Annotated in this window: 15 protein-coding genes and 1 tRNA gene; all 16 read right to left on the bottom strand. The window is 58.4% G+C overall.

Features of this window, described 5'->3' with window-relative positions:
• Positions 1-25: 25 nt before the first annotated feature.
• On the bottom strand, positions 26-1,747 hold the full coding sequence (locus DRET_RS02565; RefSeq protein WP_015750970.1) for a 2-oxoacid:acceptor oxidoreductase subunit alpha: 1,722 nt from the start codon (positions 1,745-1,747) through the stop codon (positions 26-28).
• Positions 1,748-1,854: 107 nt separating this feature from the next.
• Positions 1,855-2,370: a ferritin gene (locus tag DRET_RS02560; RefSeq protein ID WP_015750969.1), complete on the bottom strand. Its 516-nt coding sequence runs from the start codon at positions 2,368-2,370 to the stop codon at positions 1,855-1,857.
• 216 nt (positions 2,371-2,586) lie between these two features.
• A complete protein-coding gene (gene lon, locus DRET_RS02555) occupies positions 2,587-5,034 on the bottom strand; it encodes an endopeptidase La (protein ID WP_015750968.1) in 2,448 nt (815 codons plus the stop codon).
• 137 nt (positions 5,035-5,171) lie between these two features.
• Positions 5,172-6,416, bottom strand: coding sequence for an ATP-dependent Clp protease ATP-binding subunit ClpX (clpX, locus tag DRET_RS02550; RefSeq protein WP_015750967.1), 1,245 nt, complete (start codon positions 6,414-6,416; stop codon positions 5,172-5,174).
• Between the two features lie 72 nt (positions 6,417-6,488).
• Positions 6,489-7,082 carry an ATP-dependent Clp endopeptidase proteolytic subunit ClpP gene (gene clpP / locus DRET_RS02545; RefSeq protein ID WP_015750966.1) on the bottom strand — a complete coding sequence of 198 codons (594 nt, stop codon included), beginning with the start codon at positions 7,080-7,082 and terminating at the stop codon, positions 6,489-6,491.
• Positions 7,083-7,303: 221 nt separating this feature from the next.
• Positions 7,304-8,650, bottom strand: a complete 1,347-nt coding sequence (tig, locus tag DRET_RS02540) for a trigger factor (protein WP_015750965.1) — start codon at positions 8,648-8,650, stop codon at positions 7,304-7,306.
• Positions 8,651-8,789: 139 nt separating this feature from the next.
• Positions 8,790-8,873: transfer RNA gene (locus DRET_RS02535), tRNA-Leu, on the bottom strand.
• A 41-nt stretch (positions 8,874-8,914) separates the two neighbouring features.
• On the bottom strand, positions 8,915-11,101 hold the full coding sequence (recD2, locus tag DRET_RS02530) for an SF1B family DNA helicase RecD2 (RefSeq protein ID WP_015750964.1): 2,187 nt from the start codon (positions 11,099-11,101) through the stop codon (positions 8,915-8,917).
• A 7-nt stretch (positions 11,102-11,108) separates the two neighbouring features.
• Positions 11,109-11,720, bottom strand: coding sequence for a recombination mediator RecR (gene recR / locus DRET_RS02525; protein ID WP_015750963.1), 612 nt, complete (start codon positions 11,718-11,720; stop codon positions 11,109-11,111).
• A 1-nt stretch (position 11,721) separates the two neighbouring features.
• Entirely contained in the window at positions 11,722-12,024 is a 303-nt protein-coding gene (locus DRET_RS02520; RefSeq protein WP_015750962.1) for a YbaB/EbfC family nucleoid-associated protein, read from the bottom strand.
• Between the two features lie 81 nt (positions 12,025-12,105).
• Positions 12,106-13,722 carry a DNA polymerase III subunit gamma/tau gene (gene dnaX, locus DRET_RS02515; RefSeq protein WP_015750961.1) on the bottom strand — a complete coding sequence of 539 codons (1,617 nt, stop codon included), beginning with the start codon at positions 13,720-13,722 and terminating at the stop codon, positions 12,106-12,108.
• 18 nt (positions 13,723-13,740) lie between these two features.
• A complete protein-coding gene (locus DRET_RS02510; RefSeq protein WP_015750960.1) occupies positions 13,741-14,664 on the bottom strand; it encodes a branched-chain amino acid transaminase in 924 nt (307 codons plus the stop codon).
• Between the two features lie 55 nt (positions 14,665-14,719).
• Entirely contained in the window at positions 14,720-16,045 is a 1,326-nt protein-coding gene (der, locus tag DRET_RS02505) for a ribosome biogenesis GTPase Der (RefSeq protein ID WP_015750959.1), read from the bottom strand.
• A 22-nt stretch (positions 16,046-16,067) separates the two neighbouring features.
• Positions 16,068-17,120 (bottom strand): S-methyl-5-thioribose-1-phosphate isomerase, encoded by a 1,053-nt coding sequence (mtnA, locus tag DRET_RS02500; protein WP_015750958.1) that lies wholly within the window; start codon positions 17,118-17,120, stop codon positions 16,068-16,070.
• 123 nt (positions 17,121-17,243) lie between these two features.
• A complete protein-coding gene (gene gatB / locus DRET_RS02495; RefSeq protein WP_015750957.1) occupies positions 17,244-18,677 on the bottom strand; it encodes an Asp-tRNA(Asn)/Glu-tRNA(Gln) amidotransferase subunit GatB in 1,434 nt (477 codons plus the stop codon).
• Positions 18,678-18,680: 3 nt separating this feature from the next.
• Positions 18,681-19,919 (bottom strand): murein transglycosylase A, encoded by a 1,239-nt coding sequence (gene mltA, locus DRET_RS02490; RefSeq protein WP_015750956.1) that lies wholly within the window; start codon positions 19,917-19,919, stop codon positions 18,681-18,683.

The raw sequence follows: 19,919 nt of genomic DNA, 5'->3' as shown, positions 1-19,919 counted from the left end.
GCTGAGAACACGTCCTTCCTGCCGGTTATGCTCCGCTTTCAATCATTCCTGCCTCGGCGAGCTGATTCCAGATAAAAGCGGCTGTCAGCGGCAAGCCGTCATACCGCAAAACTTTCCCGGAAACCTCGATCCCCATCTCCCGTCGCAACAGCGCTGCAAATTGTCCGGTGGCGTTGCCCTCGACCACGACCACCGATTGCGCCTTAGCCGGATCGACAGGAAAGGTCTCCGGCACAAGCGGCCAGACCTGGGAAAAATGGAGCACTCCGACTCGTTGTCCGGCTTGGCGAAGCAATGTAGCTGCCTCCAGCACCGGCCCCTTGCTCGACCCCCAACAGATCAAGAGCATGCCACTCTCCAGAGGATCCCCGGTATAGGTCGGGGGCGTGACCTCCTGCTTCAACCCTTCACGTTTGCGGAGCCGTTTGTCGACCATTGCCACTCGGACCGCGTGATCTTCGGTGATATGCCCGTCCGGGGTGTGTTCATCGCTGTCATTGACGACCAGGGCTTCGCTTTGGCCCGGCAGACACCGCGGCGAAACACCGCTTTCGGTAACCGCATACCGCTCATAGGAGTCCGCCGCCACCTGGGCGCACGCCGAGTCAGACGGGGGGTCGGCTTCGTATTCCAATTCTGGAGCTGAAACGGTTTGCCAGGCATCAGCAAGATACTGATCGGAAAGAACAAACACCGGACTCTGCCAGCGTTCAGCCAGCCCCATGGATTTCCGGGTGAGGTGAAAACACTCCGGGATGTCGCCGGGCGCGAAAACAGCCCGGGGGAATTCGCCATGTCCGCCGAAGAGCACGAATTCCAAATCTCCCTGTTCCGTCTGGGTCGGCAAGCCGGTCGCCGGCCCGGGGCGCTGGGCTACGACCAATACGAGGGGCAATTCATGCATGCCGGCCAGACTGACGCCTTCGGTCATCAGGGCGTAGCCTCCTCCAGAAGTCGGCACCAAAACCCGGGACCCGGCATAGGAGGCGCCCAGGGCCATGTTCACTGCCGCGATCTCGTCCTCGGCCTGTTCGGTGACCACGCCCATGGCCTCAGCCTGGGCGATGAGGTTCAAAGCCACTCCTGTGGCCGGGGTCATGGGATAAAAGGAACAGAATCGAACGCCCCCGGCCAGGGCGCCAAGCGCGACCGCCTCGCTGCCGTTGAGCATCAGGCTGGATTCAGGCGGTTGTGCCGCCGGCAATGGTGGAAAATCGCCACGATTCTCCTCGACCCATGACAGTGCCGCCTCCAAGACACCAAGATTGCTGGTGATCACCTCTTCTTTTTTCTTGGCAAACTGTTCCCGCAACAGGGCTTCAAGAGTCTGGGGACGCACACCGAGCAGTCCCCCCACAACCCCGAGGGCCGCGGTATTGGCATACAACGGTTTGCTGGCCAAATCAGACGTCGGTACAGCCAGATGGGGAAGTTCCCCGAAATCGAGGTCGGTATCGCCAACCAGGCACCCCCCTGTGGTCAATGCCGGTCCGTCCTGCTCGATGGTGTCCTGGTTGAGGGCGACCAAAACATCGCAGTCCTCGCGCGGCGACAAAACAGGTTCGGTGCCGACCCGGATGGAAAAGGTGTTGTGCCCTCCCCGAATACGGGACATATAACTCTGGCTGACCAGAATCCAGTATCCGTCGCGAACCAGGGCCTTGGAGAGCAAGTGCCCGATTGTCACCAGGCCTTGCCCTGCTTCACCGCCAATACAGATCTGAACGCTCGGGTCGTGGTCGTGCATATCATCTTCCTTGGCTTGCCCAACGACAGGCGGGATTCAAAAAAAACAGGGCGGTCCTGTCGAACCGCCCTGTTGGAAACTCACTCTGTGTTCACCGGGTTTTCCTCTTACTCTTCCGTCGCCGAGGGCATGGTAAACGTGCGTTGCCCAAGCTCACGATCGATCATGAACAGGCCGCCGGTCGCCTCACCCATGAGCTTGAGCTTGTCGACGACAGCTCCCACACTGTCTTCCTCTTCGACCTGTTCAGCCACAAACCATTGCAGGAAATTGTTAGTGGCGTGGTCTTTGACTTCCAACGCCAGATCGACCAGCCCGTTGATCAGGCTGGTGACCTTTTGTTCGTGGGCCAAAGAGGCTTCGAAAACCTCCAAAACCGAACCCCACTCCCTTGGCGGCGTTTCGATCGCCTGCAACTCGACCCGGCCGCCACGCTCGTTGACGTAGTCGAAGAATTTCATGGAATGAAAGAGCTCTTCCTGGGCCTGGGCTTTCATCCACGCCGCGCACCCCGGAAGGGACTTGTCCTCGAAATAGGCCGCCATGGCCAAATAGAGATACGAAGAATACATTTCGGCGTTGATTTGTTCATTCAGGGCTTTTTCCATTCTTTCCGTAAGCATGCTTTTCTCCTTGTAGGCGGTCATATGAGTATGGAAGTATTGAAATCACGATCGGGCTCGCTGTCAAGGAGCGAAGTGCTACGCAAGACACCAAGTCTTTTCGTCTGTGGCTGTTTTTTCTTGCCCCAACAGCCCGATACCGGCCACTGTTGGCATGCAGACCGACTCGCGGCACACTCAAAAAAAAGGCCGGGCGTACGCCCGGCCGAAATGGTGCTAATGCGTGGGAGGCAAGGATTCCTCCTTGCGCAGTCGCCGTGCCAGAGGAATATTTTCGTCGTCACGACCGCAGAAAAGATTCTCTGCGGGACTGTCCAGCAGGGCCAGAGGCAACACATCATCCATGTGTTCCACGGGCAGAATCTCCAGATCACGGCGGATCGCTTCCGGGACCTCCTTGAGGTCCTTTTCGTTATCCTTGGGGATCAACACGGTACGAATCAGTCCGCGGTGGGCGGCCAAGAGCTTTTCCCGCAAGCCGCCGATGGGCAGCACCCGGCCCCTGAGGGTGATTTCGCCGGTCATCGCCACATCATTGCGTACCGGAATGTGCAGCAACGCGGAGATAAGGCTCGTCGCCAGAGTAATTCCAGCGGAAGGGCCATCCTTGGGCGTGGCCCCCTCGGGCACATGGACATGGACATCAATCCCTTCGTAAAAATCAGAGCGCAACCCAAACAGATCCGAACGTGACCGGATATAACTGAGTGCGGCCCGAGCGGATTCCTGCATGACGTCACCGATCTTGCCGGTAATTTCTACCTTCCCTTTGCCGGGCATGAGCGCGACTTCGACAAGCAGCAATTCGCCGCCCATCTCCGTCCAGGCCAAGCCGGTGGCCACACCAACCTGGGGTTCTTTTTCTCGTTGGCCATAGCGATAATCCGGGACTCCAAGCAAACTACCGACAGAGGTTTTGGTGACCTTGGAGGAACGGATCTCCCCTTTGCCCTCAACCTTTTCCTTGGCCAGCTTGCGGCAGATAGAAGCGATTTGCCGCTCCAGATTCCGGACACCGGCTTCCCGGGTATAGCGACGGATCACTTCCAAAAGCGCTCCGTCCGAAACGGAAACCTGTTCAGGGTCAAGTCCATTTTTATGCAATTGTTTGGGAAGCAGAAATTTCCGGGCGATCTGGAGCTTCTCCGTCTCCAGATATCCGGAAAGCTTGATGATCTCCATGCGATCTCGCAAAGGAGCCGGGATAGCCTCCAGATAATTCGCCGTAGTGATGAAGAAAATATGCGATAAATCGTAGTCCAGATCGAGATAATGGTCGTTGAAGGCCACATTCTGTTCGGGGTCCAGAACCTCGAGCAGGGCTGCCGACGGATCGCCCCGGAAATCCATACTCATCTTGTCGACTTCATCGAGACAGAAGACCGGATTATTGGATTGCGCCCGCTTCAGGGACTGGATGATCTTGCCGGGCAAGGCTCCCACATAGGTCCGCCGGTGCCCCCGGATTTCGGCCTCGTCGCGCACGCCTCCAAGGGAGAGGCGCACGAACTCTCTGCCCGTGGAACGAGCTATGGACTTGGACAGCGAAGTTTTTCCCACGCCAGGGGGCCCAACAAAACACAATATCGACCCCTGCATCTTCTCCACCAGGGTCTGGACGGCAAGATATTCGAGAATGCGTTGTTTGGGCTTTTCCAGACCGTAATGGTCTTCGTCGAGAATCTGCTCCGCCTGTTGCAGATCGAGTTCGGTCTGCTTGAGATGATTCCAGGGCAGGTCTAAAATCCAATCGATATAGTTGCGAACCACAGTGTATTCCGCGGATGAGGGCGGCATCTGCCGCAATTTTTTGATCTCTTTTTCCGCTTTCTCCCGGGCGTGGTCCGGCATATCCTTGGCTTGCAACCGTTCGAGAAGCTCATCGAGTTCGGCCTGAGGGTCGTCCTCCTGGCCCATTTCCTTTTTGATGGCCTTGAGCTGCTCATTGAGATAATAATCCCGCTGATTGCTCTGCATCTGGTCTTTGACCCGGCTCTTGATCTGCCGTTCCAGGCTCGAGACCTCGATCTCCCCTTCCAGCAGAGCATAGGTCTGTTCCAGACGTTCGAGCGGGTCCTGGACCTCCAGCACAGCCTGCTTCTGGGTATATTCGACCTTCAAGTGGGGCATGATGACATCAGCCAGGCGCCCCGGGCGATCAATGGACGAGATGGCCATCAAGGTCTCTTGGGCCAATTGTTTATTGATCTTGCTGTATTTCTGAACGGCTTCCTGGGTGGTCCGGATCAAGGCCCGCGCTTCAGGATTGTCCGGATCATTCTCTTGCAGCATCTGCACTTCGGCCAGGGCCACACTTTCACCTTCAAACGAAAACCGGTCCTCGACCGGACGCCAATAGGCCCGATTTTGCCCTTCAAAAAGGACTTTGACCGTCCCGTCGGGCAGACGCAAGAGTTGCAGAATCTTACAGATCGCCCCCATGGCAAACAGGTCGTCCTGCCCAGGGGTTTCCACTTCAGGTTCTTTCTGAGCCACCAGGAGGATACGTTTGTTGTATTGTTCCAAAGCGTGTTCGACAGCTGCAATGGAAGCCTTGCGGCCCACAAAAAGCGGCACGATAGCCCTGGGAAACATGACCACTTCCCGTAAGGTCATCACTGGCAGTTGCATCCCACCAGTCCCTGTCGTGTAGGTATCCGGCATATAGTCTTCCTCCTCGGCCTCGTTCCCGGCTGCTGTGCCTCCGGAAACGCTCAGCCCAAAGGGGGTTGCGACACCCATCTTTGCCCGCGGGCGAGGCGTCGGGACGACCCGCGGGACTGCATTGCGATAAAACGGGATCAGGCTGTTTTGACTGCCTGGCGATAGAAGACCATGGGATCCTTGCCCTCTTCGACCACCGCCTTGTTCACCACACACTCCTTGACATCGGTCATGGATGGGAGTTTGTACATCAGATCCAGCATGATGGTTTCCATAACGTTGCGCAGACCGCGTGCCCCGGTTTTTTGGGCCAGGGCACGTGTGGCGATGGCTTTCAAGGCGTTGTTTGTGAACCGCAAATGGACTTCATCCAGTTCGAAGAGCTTCTGGTATTGCTTGACCAGCGCGTTTCTCGGTGCCGTCAGGATGTGGACCAGATCGTCCTCGCTGAGTTCATCCAGCGTGGCGACCACCGGGATACGCCCGACAAATTCCGGTATCAGGCCGAATTTGAGCAGATCTTCGGGATGGACCTGGCGCAGGACATCCCCAATGCTCATCTCCTTCTTGCCCACGAGACGGGCCCCAAAGCCCATGGAACTGCCTTGAAGGCGCTGCTGGATGATATCCTCCAGCCCGACAAACGCCCCGCCGAGAATAAACAGGATATTCGAGGTATCCATGCGGATAAATTCCTGCTGGGGGTGCTTGCGGCCGCCCTTGGGCGGGATATTAGCTTCAGTGCCTTCGATAATTTTCAACAAGGCCTGCTGGACCCCTTCCCCGGAAACATCACGGGTGATGGAGGGACTGTCCGATTTGCGGGCGACCTTGTCGATCTCGTCTATATAAATGATGCCCTTGGAGGCCTTCTCAAGGTCATAATCGGCGTTTTGCAGCAGCTGCACCAGGATGTTCTCCACATCCTCGCCGACATATCCGGCCTCGGTCAGGTTCGTCGCATCGGCAATGGCAAAAGGGACGTTCAGGATGCGGGCCAGAGTCTGGGCCATTAACGTTTTCCCCGAGCCGGTCGGTCCGACAAAGAGGATATTGCTCTTGTCCAGTTCCACATCGTCACTGCCGCCAGCATAGTAAACCCGCTTGTAGTGATTGTGCACGGCCACGGCCAAAACCTTTTTGGCCATATCCTGGCCCACGACATAGTCGTTCAGGGCTTCCTTGATCTCCGCCGGAGGCAGGAGCTGCCCCTCCTCAACGCTTTCACTGACATTGTCCTGGGCGATGATCTCGTTGCACAGTCCGATGCACTCGTCGCATATATAGACATCCGGACCAGCAATCAGCCGTTGCACATTGTCCTGGGATTTCCCGCAAAAAGAGCACTGCACGTCCTGGCTGTGCTTGGTATCGTCACTCATGGTTGTCCTTTTCTCCTTATCGCTGGGTGGTCTTTGCAAACAGGTAAGACCTCCAGTCGTTCTGTCCAGTGGCTATCCGGTCATTTCCCGCCGCGACGCCAATACTTGGTCGATCACGCCATAATCGGCGGCTTCGGTCGCGCCCATGAAATAGTCGCGATCAGTGTCCCGTTCCATCTTTTCCAGCTCCACCCCGGTATGCCGGGAGAGGATCGAATTCAAGGAACTCTTCAACCGCAGGATTTCCCGGGCCTGGATATCGATATCGGTGGCCTGACCTTGAAACCCACCCATGGGCTGGTGGAGCATGATCCGCCCGTGCGGCAGGGCATAGCGCATTCCGGGTTCGCCGGCAGCGAGGAGCACGGCGCCCATGCTGGCAGCCTGCCCCAGGCACAAGGTCGCTACGGGAGCGGAAATGTATTGCATGGTGTCATAAATCGCTAACCCCGAGGTCACGGAGCCTCCCGGGCTGTTGATGTAAAAATTGATTTCCTTGTCCGGGTTTTCCGATTCCAGGAAAAGAAGCTGGGCGCAGATCAGATTCGCCACGTTGTCGTCGATCGGGGTGCCCAGCAGGATGATCCGGTCTTTAAGAAGCCGGGAATATATATCATAGGCGCGTTCCCCGCGTCCCGTGGATTCAATGACAATAGGTACATTCATGAGCGGTTTCTCCCATATGTCCCGCTGTGAGCGGGGCCGGTTGTGTTCAAGGGGCGGCCACCCCGCAGGAGGTGGTGGAGTCCGGTCGACAGCACCGCACAGTCCGTCGGGATACGGACTTCTCTGTAGATCTTGGGCTAATGGTACAGGAAGCAAAGGGGCGGTTCAAGTAGGCGGGGAAGGGACCCGGGGCGCCTGAGACGCCCCGGGGTGGTCAAATTTTATTCGTTCTCAGTCGCGGCCGAGTCATCCTCATCGGAGGATTCCTGATCAGATCCACCGGCAGGGACTTCGGTGACCTCGGCATTGTCATAGATCAGCTCCATGGCTTTGTCGGCAAGAAGCTGATCCCGCAAGGCGTACATGAGGTTATTTTTCTCATGGTATTCCTTGAGGGTCTGGAAATCCTGGCCACTTTGCACCGCCATCTGATACAGGTGCTGCTCGACCTCCTGCGGCGAAACCGACAACTCCTCTTTATTGGCAATGGCCAGCAAAACAAGGTGGGATTTGACCAGGGATTCGGCTTCGGGACGGTACTCCTCGCGGAGTTGCTCTTCACTTGTTCCAGTCGACTCCAGGCTTTTGCCCTGGCGCTCCAGCCGCTCACGCTGCTGTTTGATCTGGGCCTGGATCTGATTTTCTACCATGGACGGCGGTAAGGGAAAGTCGACCTGCTCAAGAATCTTGTCCAAAATCGCCTTCTGGGCTTCGGACTTGGCCACCTGGTTGCGACTGTTTTCATAGGACTCGCTGATTGCCTTGCGCATTTCCTCGGCGCTACCAAAACCGCCAGCCTTTTCAGCAAAATCGTCATCCACTTCCGGCAAGACCCGCTGCTTGATCGCCTTCAAAGTGACCTTCATGTTGACGGTCACATCGGCCAGATCCTTGTTCAGGAAATCGGACGGGAAAGTGATATCCTCTTCAGCCTGTTCCCCAGGAGTCAGGGTTTTGACCAGCTCCTCGAACTCCGGCAACGATTGCCCTTCACCGAGAGGAAGGTCAAAGTTCTGGGCCTCCCCCCCTTCCACGGGCTTGCCGTCATACTCGGCGGTAAAATCGACAACCGCTACTTCGCCGTCCTTGGGAGTCCGGTCCTCATCTACCTCTTCCATAGAGGCCATGTTCTGGCGTACGCGGTCCAAGACTTCCTGAATATCCTCTTCCTTGGCCTCGACCTTCTCTTTGGTTCCGCTCAAACCTTTATATTCGGGCAAATCAATGTCCGGGACATTTTCAAAGCTGAAGGTGTAGATGTAATCCTGGTCCCGGACCATCTCCTTGGCGTCCACATCTAGTCCGGACAGGGGCTGCAGATTGAGTTCGCCCATGATCTGGTTGATATGCACGTTGAGCAGGTCGTTTGTGGCTTCCTGATAAATCTGGCTCTTGAATTTGCTCTCGACAATGGAACTCGGGACCTTGCCCTTGCGGAAGCCGTCGATCTGGACATCCTTGCGATACATGGCAATGGCCGCCCCCAGAGCCGCATTGACCTCCTCTGCGGGCACCGTCACCGTGATCTTCTTTTCCACCGGGGAAATATTCTCCACCTGGTATTCCATTTCCACCATCCTCCTTGGCTCGGACATAAAAAGAAAGCCTGGCGAGCCAGGCCCTCTACAATACCACACTCAAATTACAACAAAAACGGTCGAAATCGCCCGTCATCGCATCAGGGACTCCGCCCTGCTGAAAACAACTTGGTGCGAGAGGGGAGATTCGAACTCCCACGGCTCGGCCGCTGGATCCTAAATCCAGTGCGTCTACCAATTCCGCCACTCTCGCAAAAAGGGAAACGAATAGGTAATCACTGACCAAAAGGGCTGTCAATAGGGAATGTCGTTGGCCGCGTCTTGGAGCCGGTAACGGAGGTGGGTATAGCGCTCTGCGCCCCGTTTGTGGTTCAGGGCGATGCCCAGGGCCTTACTGCTGCCAACAAGCACAGCCAGAGACTTGGCCCGGGTCAGGGCGGTATAGATCAGATTGCGCTGCAAAAGCATGAAGTGCTGGGTCACGACCGGCAGGACAACGGCCGGATATTCACTGCCCTGGGATTTATGCACACTGACGGCGTAAGCCAAGGTGAGTTCATCAAGTTCGCCCTGTTCATAGGTCAGATCACGGCCCTCGAAATCGATCTGCATGGTCTGCGAGTCGGCGTTAATCGCCGTAATCCAGCCCAGATCTCCATTAAAGACATCTTTTTCATAGTTATTGCGGGTCTGCAGGACCCGATCTCCCTGGCGAAACATCCGGTTGCCCCGCGTCAGGGTCGGCCCTGAGGGATTGAGTTCCTGCTGCAAAAGCGTGTTGAGCTGCTGGGTGCCGACTTCCCCTTTGTGCATCGGGCTCAACACCTGGACGTCGCGCAGGGGATCAAGGCCGTAAATTGCCGGAATCCGCTCGCAGACCAGTTGCCTGATGATTTCCTGAACCCGGGCCGGGTCATCCTGTTCGACCCAGAAAAAATCGGCCTCCGGGGGCTCCTTGGCTGAGGTCGTGGGAAATAAGCCTTCGTTAAAACGGTGGGCGTTGACCACGATCAGGCTTTCCTGGGCCTGCCGGAAAATGTGGGTCAGATGGCGACTGGGCACGGCGCGGCTCTCGAGCAGGTCTTCCAGGATGTTGCCGGCCCCGACGGAGGGCAGTTGGTGCACATCGCCGACCAGGATCAACCGGCACGTCAACGGCAGGGCGCGCAACAGGTGAACGCACAGCTGGCAGTCCAGCATGGAGGCCTCATCGACCACCAGCGCGTCGACTTTAAGCTTCTTTTCCTCGTTGTAGGCGAAGGCGCCGTCCGGGGAAAATCCGAGCAGGCGGTGCAGCGTGCTCGCCGAGGCACCGGTCGCCTCTGAAAGCCGTTTGGCCGCTCGTCCCGTGGGGGCTGCAAGCTTGATCTTGTACCCCAGTTTCCCCAACCCGCGGACCACGGCCTGGGTGATGGTCGTCTTCCCGGTTCCCGGGCCGCCGGTCAAAATAAACGTCTTGTTGGCACACGCCTCGAAAACGGCTTCCTTTTGTTCAGAGGACAAGGCCACGCCGATTTTCTGCTCCAGCCCCGGTAAAATAGAATCCAATTTTCCTTCGTTGACCGGTGCCGGATGGGAGACCAAAGCGGTGAGCCGGGAAGCGATCTCGGCCTCCCAATTGTGGAAATGACGAAGAAAAACAGCCCGAAGGACCGCCTGTTCCGGCAGATCCTCTACGACAACCCGCTTTCGCTCCTCCAGTCTGGCCAGCGCACCGTCGACCTTGCCGGTATCGCCGACCCCCAGGGTCTCGGTCACCTTGTGCACGAGTTCATCGCCGGGGTAGAACATATGCCCCTGCTCAGCGAACTGGAACAGGGTGTAGACCAGACCGGCCTCCAGGCGTTCGGGGCTGTCCTCCTGAAAACCGAGTTTCAAGGCCATGGTGTCCGCGGTCTTGAAACCGATGCCCCGGATTTCGTAGGCCAGTTCGTAGGGATTTTGCTGCAATTTCTCCACGGCCTGATTGCCGTAGCGGGCGAAAATACGCCCGGCATAGGTCGGGGGCACATCATGGCTTTGCAAAAACAGCATGACGTTACGCACTTCGCGCTGTTGATCCCACGAGGCCTTGATTCCCTCCAGCGTCTTCTTTCCCAGCCCCTCGACCTCCAAAAGGCGCTCCGGGGCGTTGTCCAGGATATCCAGCACGTCTTTGCCGAAAAACTGGACCAGCCGTTCGGCCATCACCGGGCCGACTCCCTTGATCCGCCCCGAGGCGAGATAGCGTCTGATCCCGTTGATGGTGGCCGGCAACTCCCGGGTATGGGACACCGCATGGAATTGACGGCCGAATTTGGGGTGCTCCCGCCACTCCCCTTCCAGGCGCACCTGCTCCCCGGGCATGACCTGGGGCATGATTCCTACCACGGTCGATTGACCGGGTTCCCCTTCAGCCCGGGCCCTGGCCACAACATAGTCATTTTCCGGATTGTGGAAGACGATACTGACGATTTCAGCCTGGAGGGTGGTAGCAGACATGGGGCCCTCAGAGGGATTGGCGGTACTGCATGGATTGTTTCAGGGTCTCCCGGTCCATGAACTTCAGGTGGGCCCCCAGCGGAATCCCCTGCGCCAGGCGAGCGACACGGAGGTCGGGATACTTGCGATGCAGGAGGTTTTTGAGGTGGGATTCAGTGGCTTCGGCCTCTGTGGTCGTCCCCAGGGCCAGGACAACCTCCCGGATTTCGCCCTGATCCAGCCGCTTCTCTAGGCGGTCCAACTCCAGTTGGTCAGGATTGACGCCGTCCAACGGCGAAAGCAGTCCGCCGAGCACAAAATACTTGCCCCGGAAGAACCCCGCCTCTTCCATGACCAAAAGCGAATCCCAATCCGGGATCAAACAGAGCACAGAACCATCGCGGGCAACGTCGGCACAAATAGCGCAGGGATTCTGGTCCGTCAGGCTGGCGCACTGCTCGCACAGACACAATGTCCGCCGCAGCTGCTTGATCGACTCGCCCAACCCTTCGGCCTTTTCCTGGGGCCATTTCAAAAGCGTCAGCCCCATGCGCAAGGCGGACTTGGGGCCGACTCCTGGTAATTGAGCCAACTCGTCGACTACCTTGCGCAAGGGGGCAGGGAGTTTATTGCTTTGCATTCTAGAACAGGCCCGGAATGTTCATCCCGCCGGTGACTTCGGACATGGAATCTTCCATGAGCTTTTTGGCTTTTTTCATCGCCTCATTGACTGCGGACAAGACCAGGTCCTGGAGCATGTCCACATCGTTGGGATCGACCACGGAAGGATCAATCGCGATGCCGGTGACTTCCTGGTTCCCGGTCACCGTGACCGTGACCATGCCGCCGCCGGCGGAGGCCTCAACAGTCTGGTTGCCAACCTCTTCTTGTATTTGAGCCATTTTCCGCTGCATCTGTTGCGCTTGGCGGATCAGATCATTCATACTCGCTTCTCCTGGGAGCTTGTTCAGTGATGGGGCGCGGGCGCTGGTCCGGTGTGGAGCGATCGGCCGCGTCCCCTGGTTCTACCTGCCGGATTTTGGTCGCACCTCTACGAGTTGCGCCTGGAAGGCGCTCAGGGCTTCTTGGATGGCCGGATGCTCCAAAACCTCTTTTTTGAGTGTATTGCGATCCGGTGGTGCCGACTCCTTCGGCTGGTGCACCTCGAGTTCCATATCGGTTTCGAAATACTGGCAGGCCAGATCGTGCAGAAGATTTTTTTTTTCCGTTACAGCGAACCGCTCGGCCTGGACCCGGCTTTGGCACTGGATGCGCAAGCATCCACCGTCGATTTCGCCCTGGACATGGTTGAGGCCAGGCAGTTTTGCTGCCTCACCTTCCACGGCCTGCTGGCAATAGCGGACAAACCCCTCCCAGGTCTTTTCCTCAGAGGATTCGGCCGCGGATTGAACGGGAGATTGCGGCTTTTGGGGGGCTGCTGTCTGCGATCCGGCAGGGGCTGCCCCTGACGCCCGGCGTCCTGACGTGCCCCCTGCGCTTCCCGGGGCCGGACCAGAGGATCCCGATCCCGGTTGCCCAAGCGGCACCAGATCCTGCATAAACGCCAGGTTGAGCAGCAACAGTTCCAAGGCCAAAGCGGGTTCGACACTGGTCAAGACCCGGCGTTGCCCTTCCAGGGTCATCTGCCAGCAGGCGTGGATGTGGCTGGCGCTGAAGGCCTCAGCCCACTGCAACCATTCCCGCGCCTCTTCCTGGGGCAGATCAAGAAGGGAAAGGGCGCCCTCTCCAGACTGTTTGAGCAAAAAGAGATTGCGCCATGTAGCTGTCAGCTCCCGCAGAAAAAACGCGAGATCCAGCCCCTGGTCCAGTACCGAACGCAAGACGGTGTTGATGGCGATGCAATCTTGGTCACGCAGGGCTTCGAACAGAGACAGCAGGGTCTCCTGCCCGGCCAGCCCCAGTACCTCCCGGACATGCGCACTCTCCAATCGGCGCTGGCCCAGGGCCAGCACCTGGGCCAGCAAGGACATGGCATCCCGGACGCTGCCGGCCCCTTTGCGGGCGATCAGCCGAACCGCTTCCGCGTCCATCTCAATCGCTTCATTCTCCAGAACCCGGCGCAGATGATCGGTGAGTTCCTCTTGGCGCAGTCGCTGAAAGATATGGTGCTGACAGCGGCTGATGATCGTCGCCGGAAAACGGTGTGGCTCGGTGGTGGCCATGATGAAAATGGCCTGGGGAGGCGGCTCTTCCAGCGTCTTTAAAAGGGCATTGAACGCCGCCTTGGACAACATGTGCGCCTCATCGATAATGATGACCTTGTAGCGGCAGGACAGTGGGGCATACCCGACATCCTCCTTGAGCTTGCGCACATGATCGACTCCGGTGTGAGATGCCCCGTCGATTTCGACCACATCCACGCCAGTGCCCTGGGTGATCTCCCGGCAATGCCGGCACTGGTTGCAGGGCTCGCTGGCCGGTCCCTGTTCGCAATTGATGGCCTTGGCCAGGATACGCGCGACTGTGGTCTTGCCCACTCCCCGCGTGCCGCTGAACAAATAGGCCGGTGCGACCTGGTTTTCAGCTGCGGCACGGGAGAGGATCGTACGCACTTGCTTTTGGCCGACAACAGTGCTGAACGTCTGCGGCCGGTAGGTATGGGTCAACGGTCCTGGAGACATGACTGCCTTCCGTCCGGATTAGCTGTCAAAGTGGTGCAGCCACCCGGCGTATTTCAGATTTTCCCCGCGCACGACGCGAAAATATTCCTGCTGGAGCAATTGGGTTACCGGCCCGGCCTGCCCGGCTCCGATCTGCCTGCGGTCCACTTCACGGATCGGGGTCACTTCGGCGGCGGTGCCGCAGAAAAAGGCTTCTTCAGCATTGTAGAGCTCATCACGGGTGAAGCGCTGCTCGATAACGCTATACCCCATGTCCCGCGCCAGCGTGATCAGGCAGTCCCGGGTGATGCCGCCCAGGATGGGTCCCAGCGGCGGCGTCTTCAATACCCCGTGCTTGACGATAAAAATATTCTCTCCGGTGGCCTCGGCGACGTAACCGTCCACGTCCAGCATCAGGGCCTCATCGTAGCCGTCGGCCACGGCCTCGCGCTTGGCCAGCACGGAATTCACGTAATTGCCGCAGACCTTGGCCTTGGTCATCATGACATTGACATGATGGCGGCTGAAACTCGATGTCCGGACCCGAATCCCCTTTTGCAGGGCGTCGTCTCCAAGATATGCCCCCCAGGGCCAGGTGGCGATGATGACCCGCACCGGATTAGAGCCGGGATGGACTCCCATGACCCCGTCACCGATAAAGGCCAGGGGACGGATGTAGCCTTCCGCAAGATTATTGACCTGCACGGTCTGTTCAATGGCCTTGGTGATCTCGTCCTGGCTGAAAGGAATCTCCATTTCCACGGCCCGAGCTGAATCGAACAACCGTTCGACATGCTCCCTGAGGCGCACGATGCCGGGACGCCCATCCGAGCCTTTATAACACCGGATGCCTTCGAACACCCCGACGCCGTAGTGCAGGGTATGGGTCAGGACATGGACCTGCGCCGCATCCCAGTCCACTAATTCCCCGTCGAACCAGATCTTCTCCGCTTTCTGGACCATCATCTTCTCCTTGCTGTGGCTGTTCGTCTTGGACTCTTTTCGCGCCAGGACAATTTTATCCGCGGCTGGTACGAAAATATAATTGAATAGGGGTCATACGTAATTGAAATCGCTTTCGCAATTGTTTTTCGAGATACCGCGCGTAAGACGGCTTGACCAGATTTTTGTCGTTCACAAAAAAGACAAACGTCGGCGGTGTGGTCCCGGTCTGGGTCAGGTAATAAAATTTCGCCCGCCGGTGCTTGACCACGGGGGGCTGATGCCGGCCGATCATGTCTTCCAGACCGCGGTTGAGCTGACCAGTCCCGATCCGCGTCGTGCATTCGCTCCACAGCTTTTCCGTCAGCGGCAACAATCCGCCGAGCCCAGCCTTGCTCACCGCCGAGGTATAAATGCGAGGCACATGGGAGAGAAACCGCAGTTCGTTTTCAAAATATTTCTTGAGTTGCCCCAGGCGATCACTCGGCACCAGATCAACCTTGTTCACCGCAACAATGAAGGGAATCTTTTCCCGGTCCAGAAACGAAAGGAGTTTTTTATCCTGCCCCACGACCCCCTGCAGGGCGTCCAGGCACAGGACCGTAACCTGAGCCCGCTTGCTGTTGCGCAGGGCCCGCAGGACACTGAAGCGCTCCAGACTGTCGTCGATTTTGGAGCGGCGCCTGACCCCGGCGGAATCGAGAAAAATATAGCGTTTGCCCTTTTTTTCAAAGAGGACGTCAACGATATCGGTAGTCGTACCAGCCTCCGGGCTGACCACGAGCCGTTTTTCCCCCACTAACGCGTTGATCAGTGAGGATTTGCCGACATTGGGCCGCCCCAGCAAGGCCAAGCGCAAGGTGATATCATCCTCCTGTTCCCCCTCCTCCACCGGCACGGCCCCAAGCCCCTGGAGAGTCTCCTCGATCTCCTCCTGCAGGGTCAGCGTCCCGTAGCCATGGGCTGCGGAAACCGCACTCAGGGGAAATCCCAGGGCATAGAATTCCGCACTCAGGGTGTCTTCGAGTTCAGCCCCGTCGACTTTATTGATCACCAGACGGACCGGTTTGTCTGTCTGGCGCAAAAAAGCGGCCAGTTGTTCGTCGATGGTGGACACCCCCTGGCGCCCATCGACCACAAACAAAATAAGCTGCGCCCCTTCCATGGCCTCCCGGGCTTGTTCGAAAACGTCGGCTTCTACCCCGTCGCTCTCGTCCAAAACCAGCCCGCCGGTATCCACCAGGGCAAAGGGCGGCTCACCGTGGGGCACTTCGGCATACAAACGGTCCCGGGTCACCCCGGGACGGTCGTGGGTCAGAGCCTTTTGCTTGCGGATAAGGCGGTTGAACAATGTGGATTTGCCCACATTGCGGCGTCCGATCAGTGCGACGGTTGGGAGCATGGAGATATTCGCCTCGATGGGTTCACACGGTTGAGGAAAAGGCGTCGGCAATGGACTGGGCGAAAGGCGGGTTCAGAATCCCTCTTTCGGTGACGATGCCGGTAACAAATGATGCCGGAGTAATATCAAACGCAAAATTCAGGGTGGACACCCCTTCGGGGACGATCTGCTGCCCTCCGTAGCGGGCCACTTCCTGCTGCGGCCGTTCTTCAATCGGGATCTGGGCCCCGGAAGGACATTCCCGGTCGATGGTTGATAGAGGCGCAGCGACATAAAAGGGCACGCCGTGTTCCCTGGCGGCCAGGGCCACGCCGTAGGTGCCGATCTTGTTCGCTATGTCGCCGTTGGCCGCGATGCGGTCCGCGCCCACGACCACCGCGTCGATCTTGCCCTGGGCCAGCAGCAAAGCGGCCGCATTGTCGCAGGCGACCTGAACCGGAATGTCGTCCCAGGCCAGTTCAAAGGCGGTCAAACGGGCTCCCTGCAAAAAGGGGCGGGTCTCATTGGCGATGACCCGGATGGTCTTGCCCTGTCCCACACCAGCGCGAACCACACCCAAAGCCGTGCCGTAGCCGCCGGTGGCCAGAGCGCCGGCATTACAATGGGTCATGACCGTGGCAGTCTCGGGGAGCACCGCGGCCCCGTGACCGCCGATAAGCTTATTGATCCGGATATCTTCGGCGTGGATATCTTTGGCCATCTTCAGCCAGACCCATTGCAATTCCTCATTGGCCATTTCCGGATCCGCCTCCTGGGCAGCGCGCATCCGGCGAATGGCCCAGCGCAGATTGACCGCCGTGGGCCGGGCGTCTTCGAGGCGTTCCAGCAAACGGTCCAATTCGACCCGCCAATCGCCGTTGCTCGTCAGCTCGGCCACCTGCCGGGCGCCGAGAAAGCAGCCGTAGGCCGCACAGACACCGATAGCCGGAGCGCCGCGGACAACCATCTCCTTCAGCGCGGTGATGACGTCCTCCACCGTGCGGCAGACAAACCACTTTTCCTGCAGGGGCAGGAAACGTTGATCCAGCAGCAAGAGGGCATTTTCATCGTCCGAAAAGCGAATATGGCGTTTCATCAGCTCACCCTCCTCGTTTCTTGCCTGAACCCTTGAAAATCTCTTGCAAAAACCGCTTGCGAGAGGTGTGCCGCGTTCTGCCGCCTTCCCAGCACGTCCCGAGGGCACAATCCTGGAACCGGTTCACGAATCCAGCCGCTTGGCCAAAAGCTCATTGACCAGCTTGGGATTTGCCTGTCCCTGCGTCTTGCGCATGACCTGGCCGACAAAAAAGCCGACGAGTTTTTTCTTGCCGCCCTGATAGGCTTCCACCTCGGCGGGGTTTTCGTCGATGACCTCCTGGACCACGGCCTCCAGGGCGCTGGTATCGGAAATCTGCACCAATCCTTTGTCCTGGACATATTGCTCGGGATCCAGTCCCTCCCGGAAAATTTCCGGATAAATATCTTTGGCGATCTTCCGGCTGATGGTCTGCTTCTCGATCAGATCCAGCAATGCGGCCAGTTGTTCAGGCCTGAAACAAACCTCGCCGGGGGCCAGCCCGGCTTCCCGAATTTCGCGCAGCATCTCCGTGAGCATCCAGTTCGCAGCTGCCTTGGCCGAAGCACCGGCGGCGACAACCGCCTCGAAATACTCGGCTAATTCCCGTTCACCGGTCAGGGTCTGGGCGTCATCGAGGGAGAGTTCGTAGTCATCGAGAAACCTGCGCCGTTTGGCTTCGGGCAATTCCGGAAGCTCTGCCCCCCACGTCGTCAACCAGCTTTCGTCAAGGCACAAGGGCACCAGATCAGGGTCCGGGAAATACCGGTAATCATGGGCTTCTTCCTTGCCCCGCATACTCCGGGTCACGCCTTTGTCGACATCAAACAGCCGGGTTTCCTGGACCACGGCATCGCCATCGTCAAGGATATCTTCCTGGCGGGCGATCTCGTATTCCAAGGCCCGTTGCACATGACGGAACGAATTCAGATTCTTCAGTTCGGTCCGGGTGCCGAACGCTTCCTGTCCCTGCGGCCGCAAAGAGATATTGGCGTCGCAGCGAAAGCTCCCCTCTTCCATGTTCCCATCACAAATATCAAGATAGACCAGGATGGCTCGTAACGCCTTCAGATACGCCACCGCCTCTTCCGGAGAGCGCATATCGGGTTCGCTCACGATTTCCAGAAGCGGCACCCCCGTACGGTTGAGATCCACATAGCTTGTCCTGTCCCCGGTGCCGTGCAGGGATTTACCGGCATCCTCCTCCATATGGATGCGGGTGATGCCCACCTCTTTGATCGCCTCGCCCATGGAAATGGACAACCGGCCGAATTCCGCCAGCGGCTCTTCGTACTGCGATATTTGGTACCCTTTCGGCAGATCGGGATAAAAATAATTTTTTCGTGCAAATATGGAACGCGGATTCACCCGGCATTCCACTGCCAGGGCCATCTTGGCTCCGAATTCAACGGCGCGCTTGTTCAGCACTGGCAGGACGCCGGGCATCCCGGTACACACGGGGCAGGTGTTGCTGTTCGGCTCCCTTCCAAAGGCAGTGGAACAGGAACAAAATATCTTCGAGGCGGTCTTGAGCTGGGCGTGGACTTCCAGCCCAATAACGGGCTCGTACGCGGACATGGACTACTCCTTCACATCCGGTTGCGTGGCGTTGGTGGCGAGTAAAAAGAAGATGCGGCCGCGGTCCTTGAGCCGGCCGGCCAAAGCGCCGGCTTGATCCCCGCTGCCGCAATACAGATCGAAATGGTGGCCGGTGATTGCTCCGCCCACATCCTGGGTCAGTCCCAATGAGGTGAAGGGGACTGTACTGTTCGACTGAGCAGCTGGCAAGTCCGCATTCCAGACGGTCAGCCCTCCCAGGGGCAAAACGGACCGATCCGTGGCCAGGCTGACAAAGGGGGTCAACCGTCTGCCCATGGCCCCATACGGCCCGTCCGCGGCCTTCTCAAAAAAGACATAGCTCGGGTTGGTGTTCAAAAGAGACTGCCGTCTCTCCGGATGGGCATTCAAAAACCGCCGGATGGACTGCATGCTGACGTTTCCGGAATCCAGCAGCCCCTTTTCGATCAGGACCCGCCCCAGGGAGACGTAGGGGCGGCCGTTGGCTCCGGCGTAGCGCACATGCTGGATGCGACCGTCGGGCAGACGCAGCCGTCCGGATCCCTGAATCTGAAGAAAAAAGACGTCCACAGGATCTTTGGCCCAGGCCAGTTCCAGCCCCCGTCCGGACAACGCGTCCTGGCTCTCGATCGCCTGGCGGTCAAAATAGGGCGCGATGCTTCCGTTGACCACTCGGTATCGCAAGGTTTGCCCGTCCCAGCGCGGATGGAAGCGCCCCAGGTCCACCTGTTGCAGATCCTCGGGACGGCGGTAAAGCGGGGTTTCGTAACCGGGACGCTTGTCCAGGGCCGCCTGCAATTCCGGTTCGTAATAGCCGGTGAACAGCGGCCCCGGGCGCAGGGCGTACCACTCGAAATGGCGGGCCAGGAGCTCTGGCTGCCGCGCGATGCGCGGCAGCAGCTCCAGAAAAAGCTCCAAAGAGCGCTGCAGGCGGTGCCAGGTCACGCGCAGGTTGGAGGTCTCCAGAGCCATGGCCCGGGGCGGCCGGGTCCGGACATAGGCCAAACTCCGGCGTGTTGCTGTGGCCAGTTCTTCCTCGGTGGTCGCCGCCAATAAGTACTGTACCGCCTGCCGGCTCAGGGCCGCAGCCTCATCCCGGGAAACGGCGACATACCCCTTTTGCAGGGGAGGCTCAGGGACCGGCCCGCGACACCCGCTCAGGACCAGACTCAAAGCACAACACCAGATCCCCACAGCCATCCACCGCAGTACGCGGTGTTCATACCATTTCGCAGGACGCAT

Source organism: Desulfohalobium retbaense DSM 5692, from assembly GCF_000024325.1.
In the GTDB taxonomy this organism is placed as follows: Bacteria; Desulfobacterota; Desulfovibrionia; order Desulfovibrionales; family Desulfohalobiaceae; genus Desulfohalobium; species Desulfohalobium retbaense.
The sequence above is the reverse complement of the archived record's forward strand: the minus strand, read 5'-3'. Positions and strand labels throughout refer to the sequence as shown.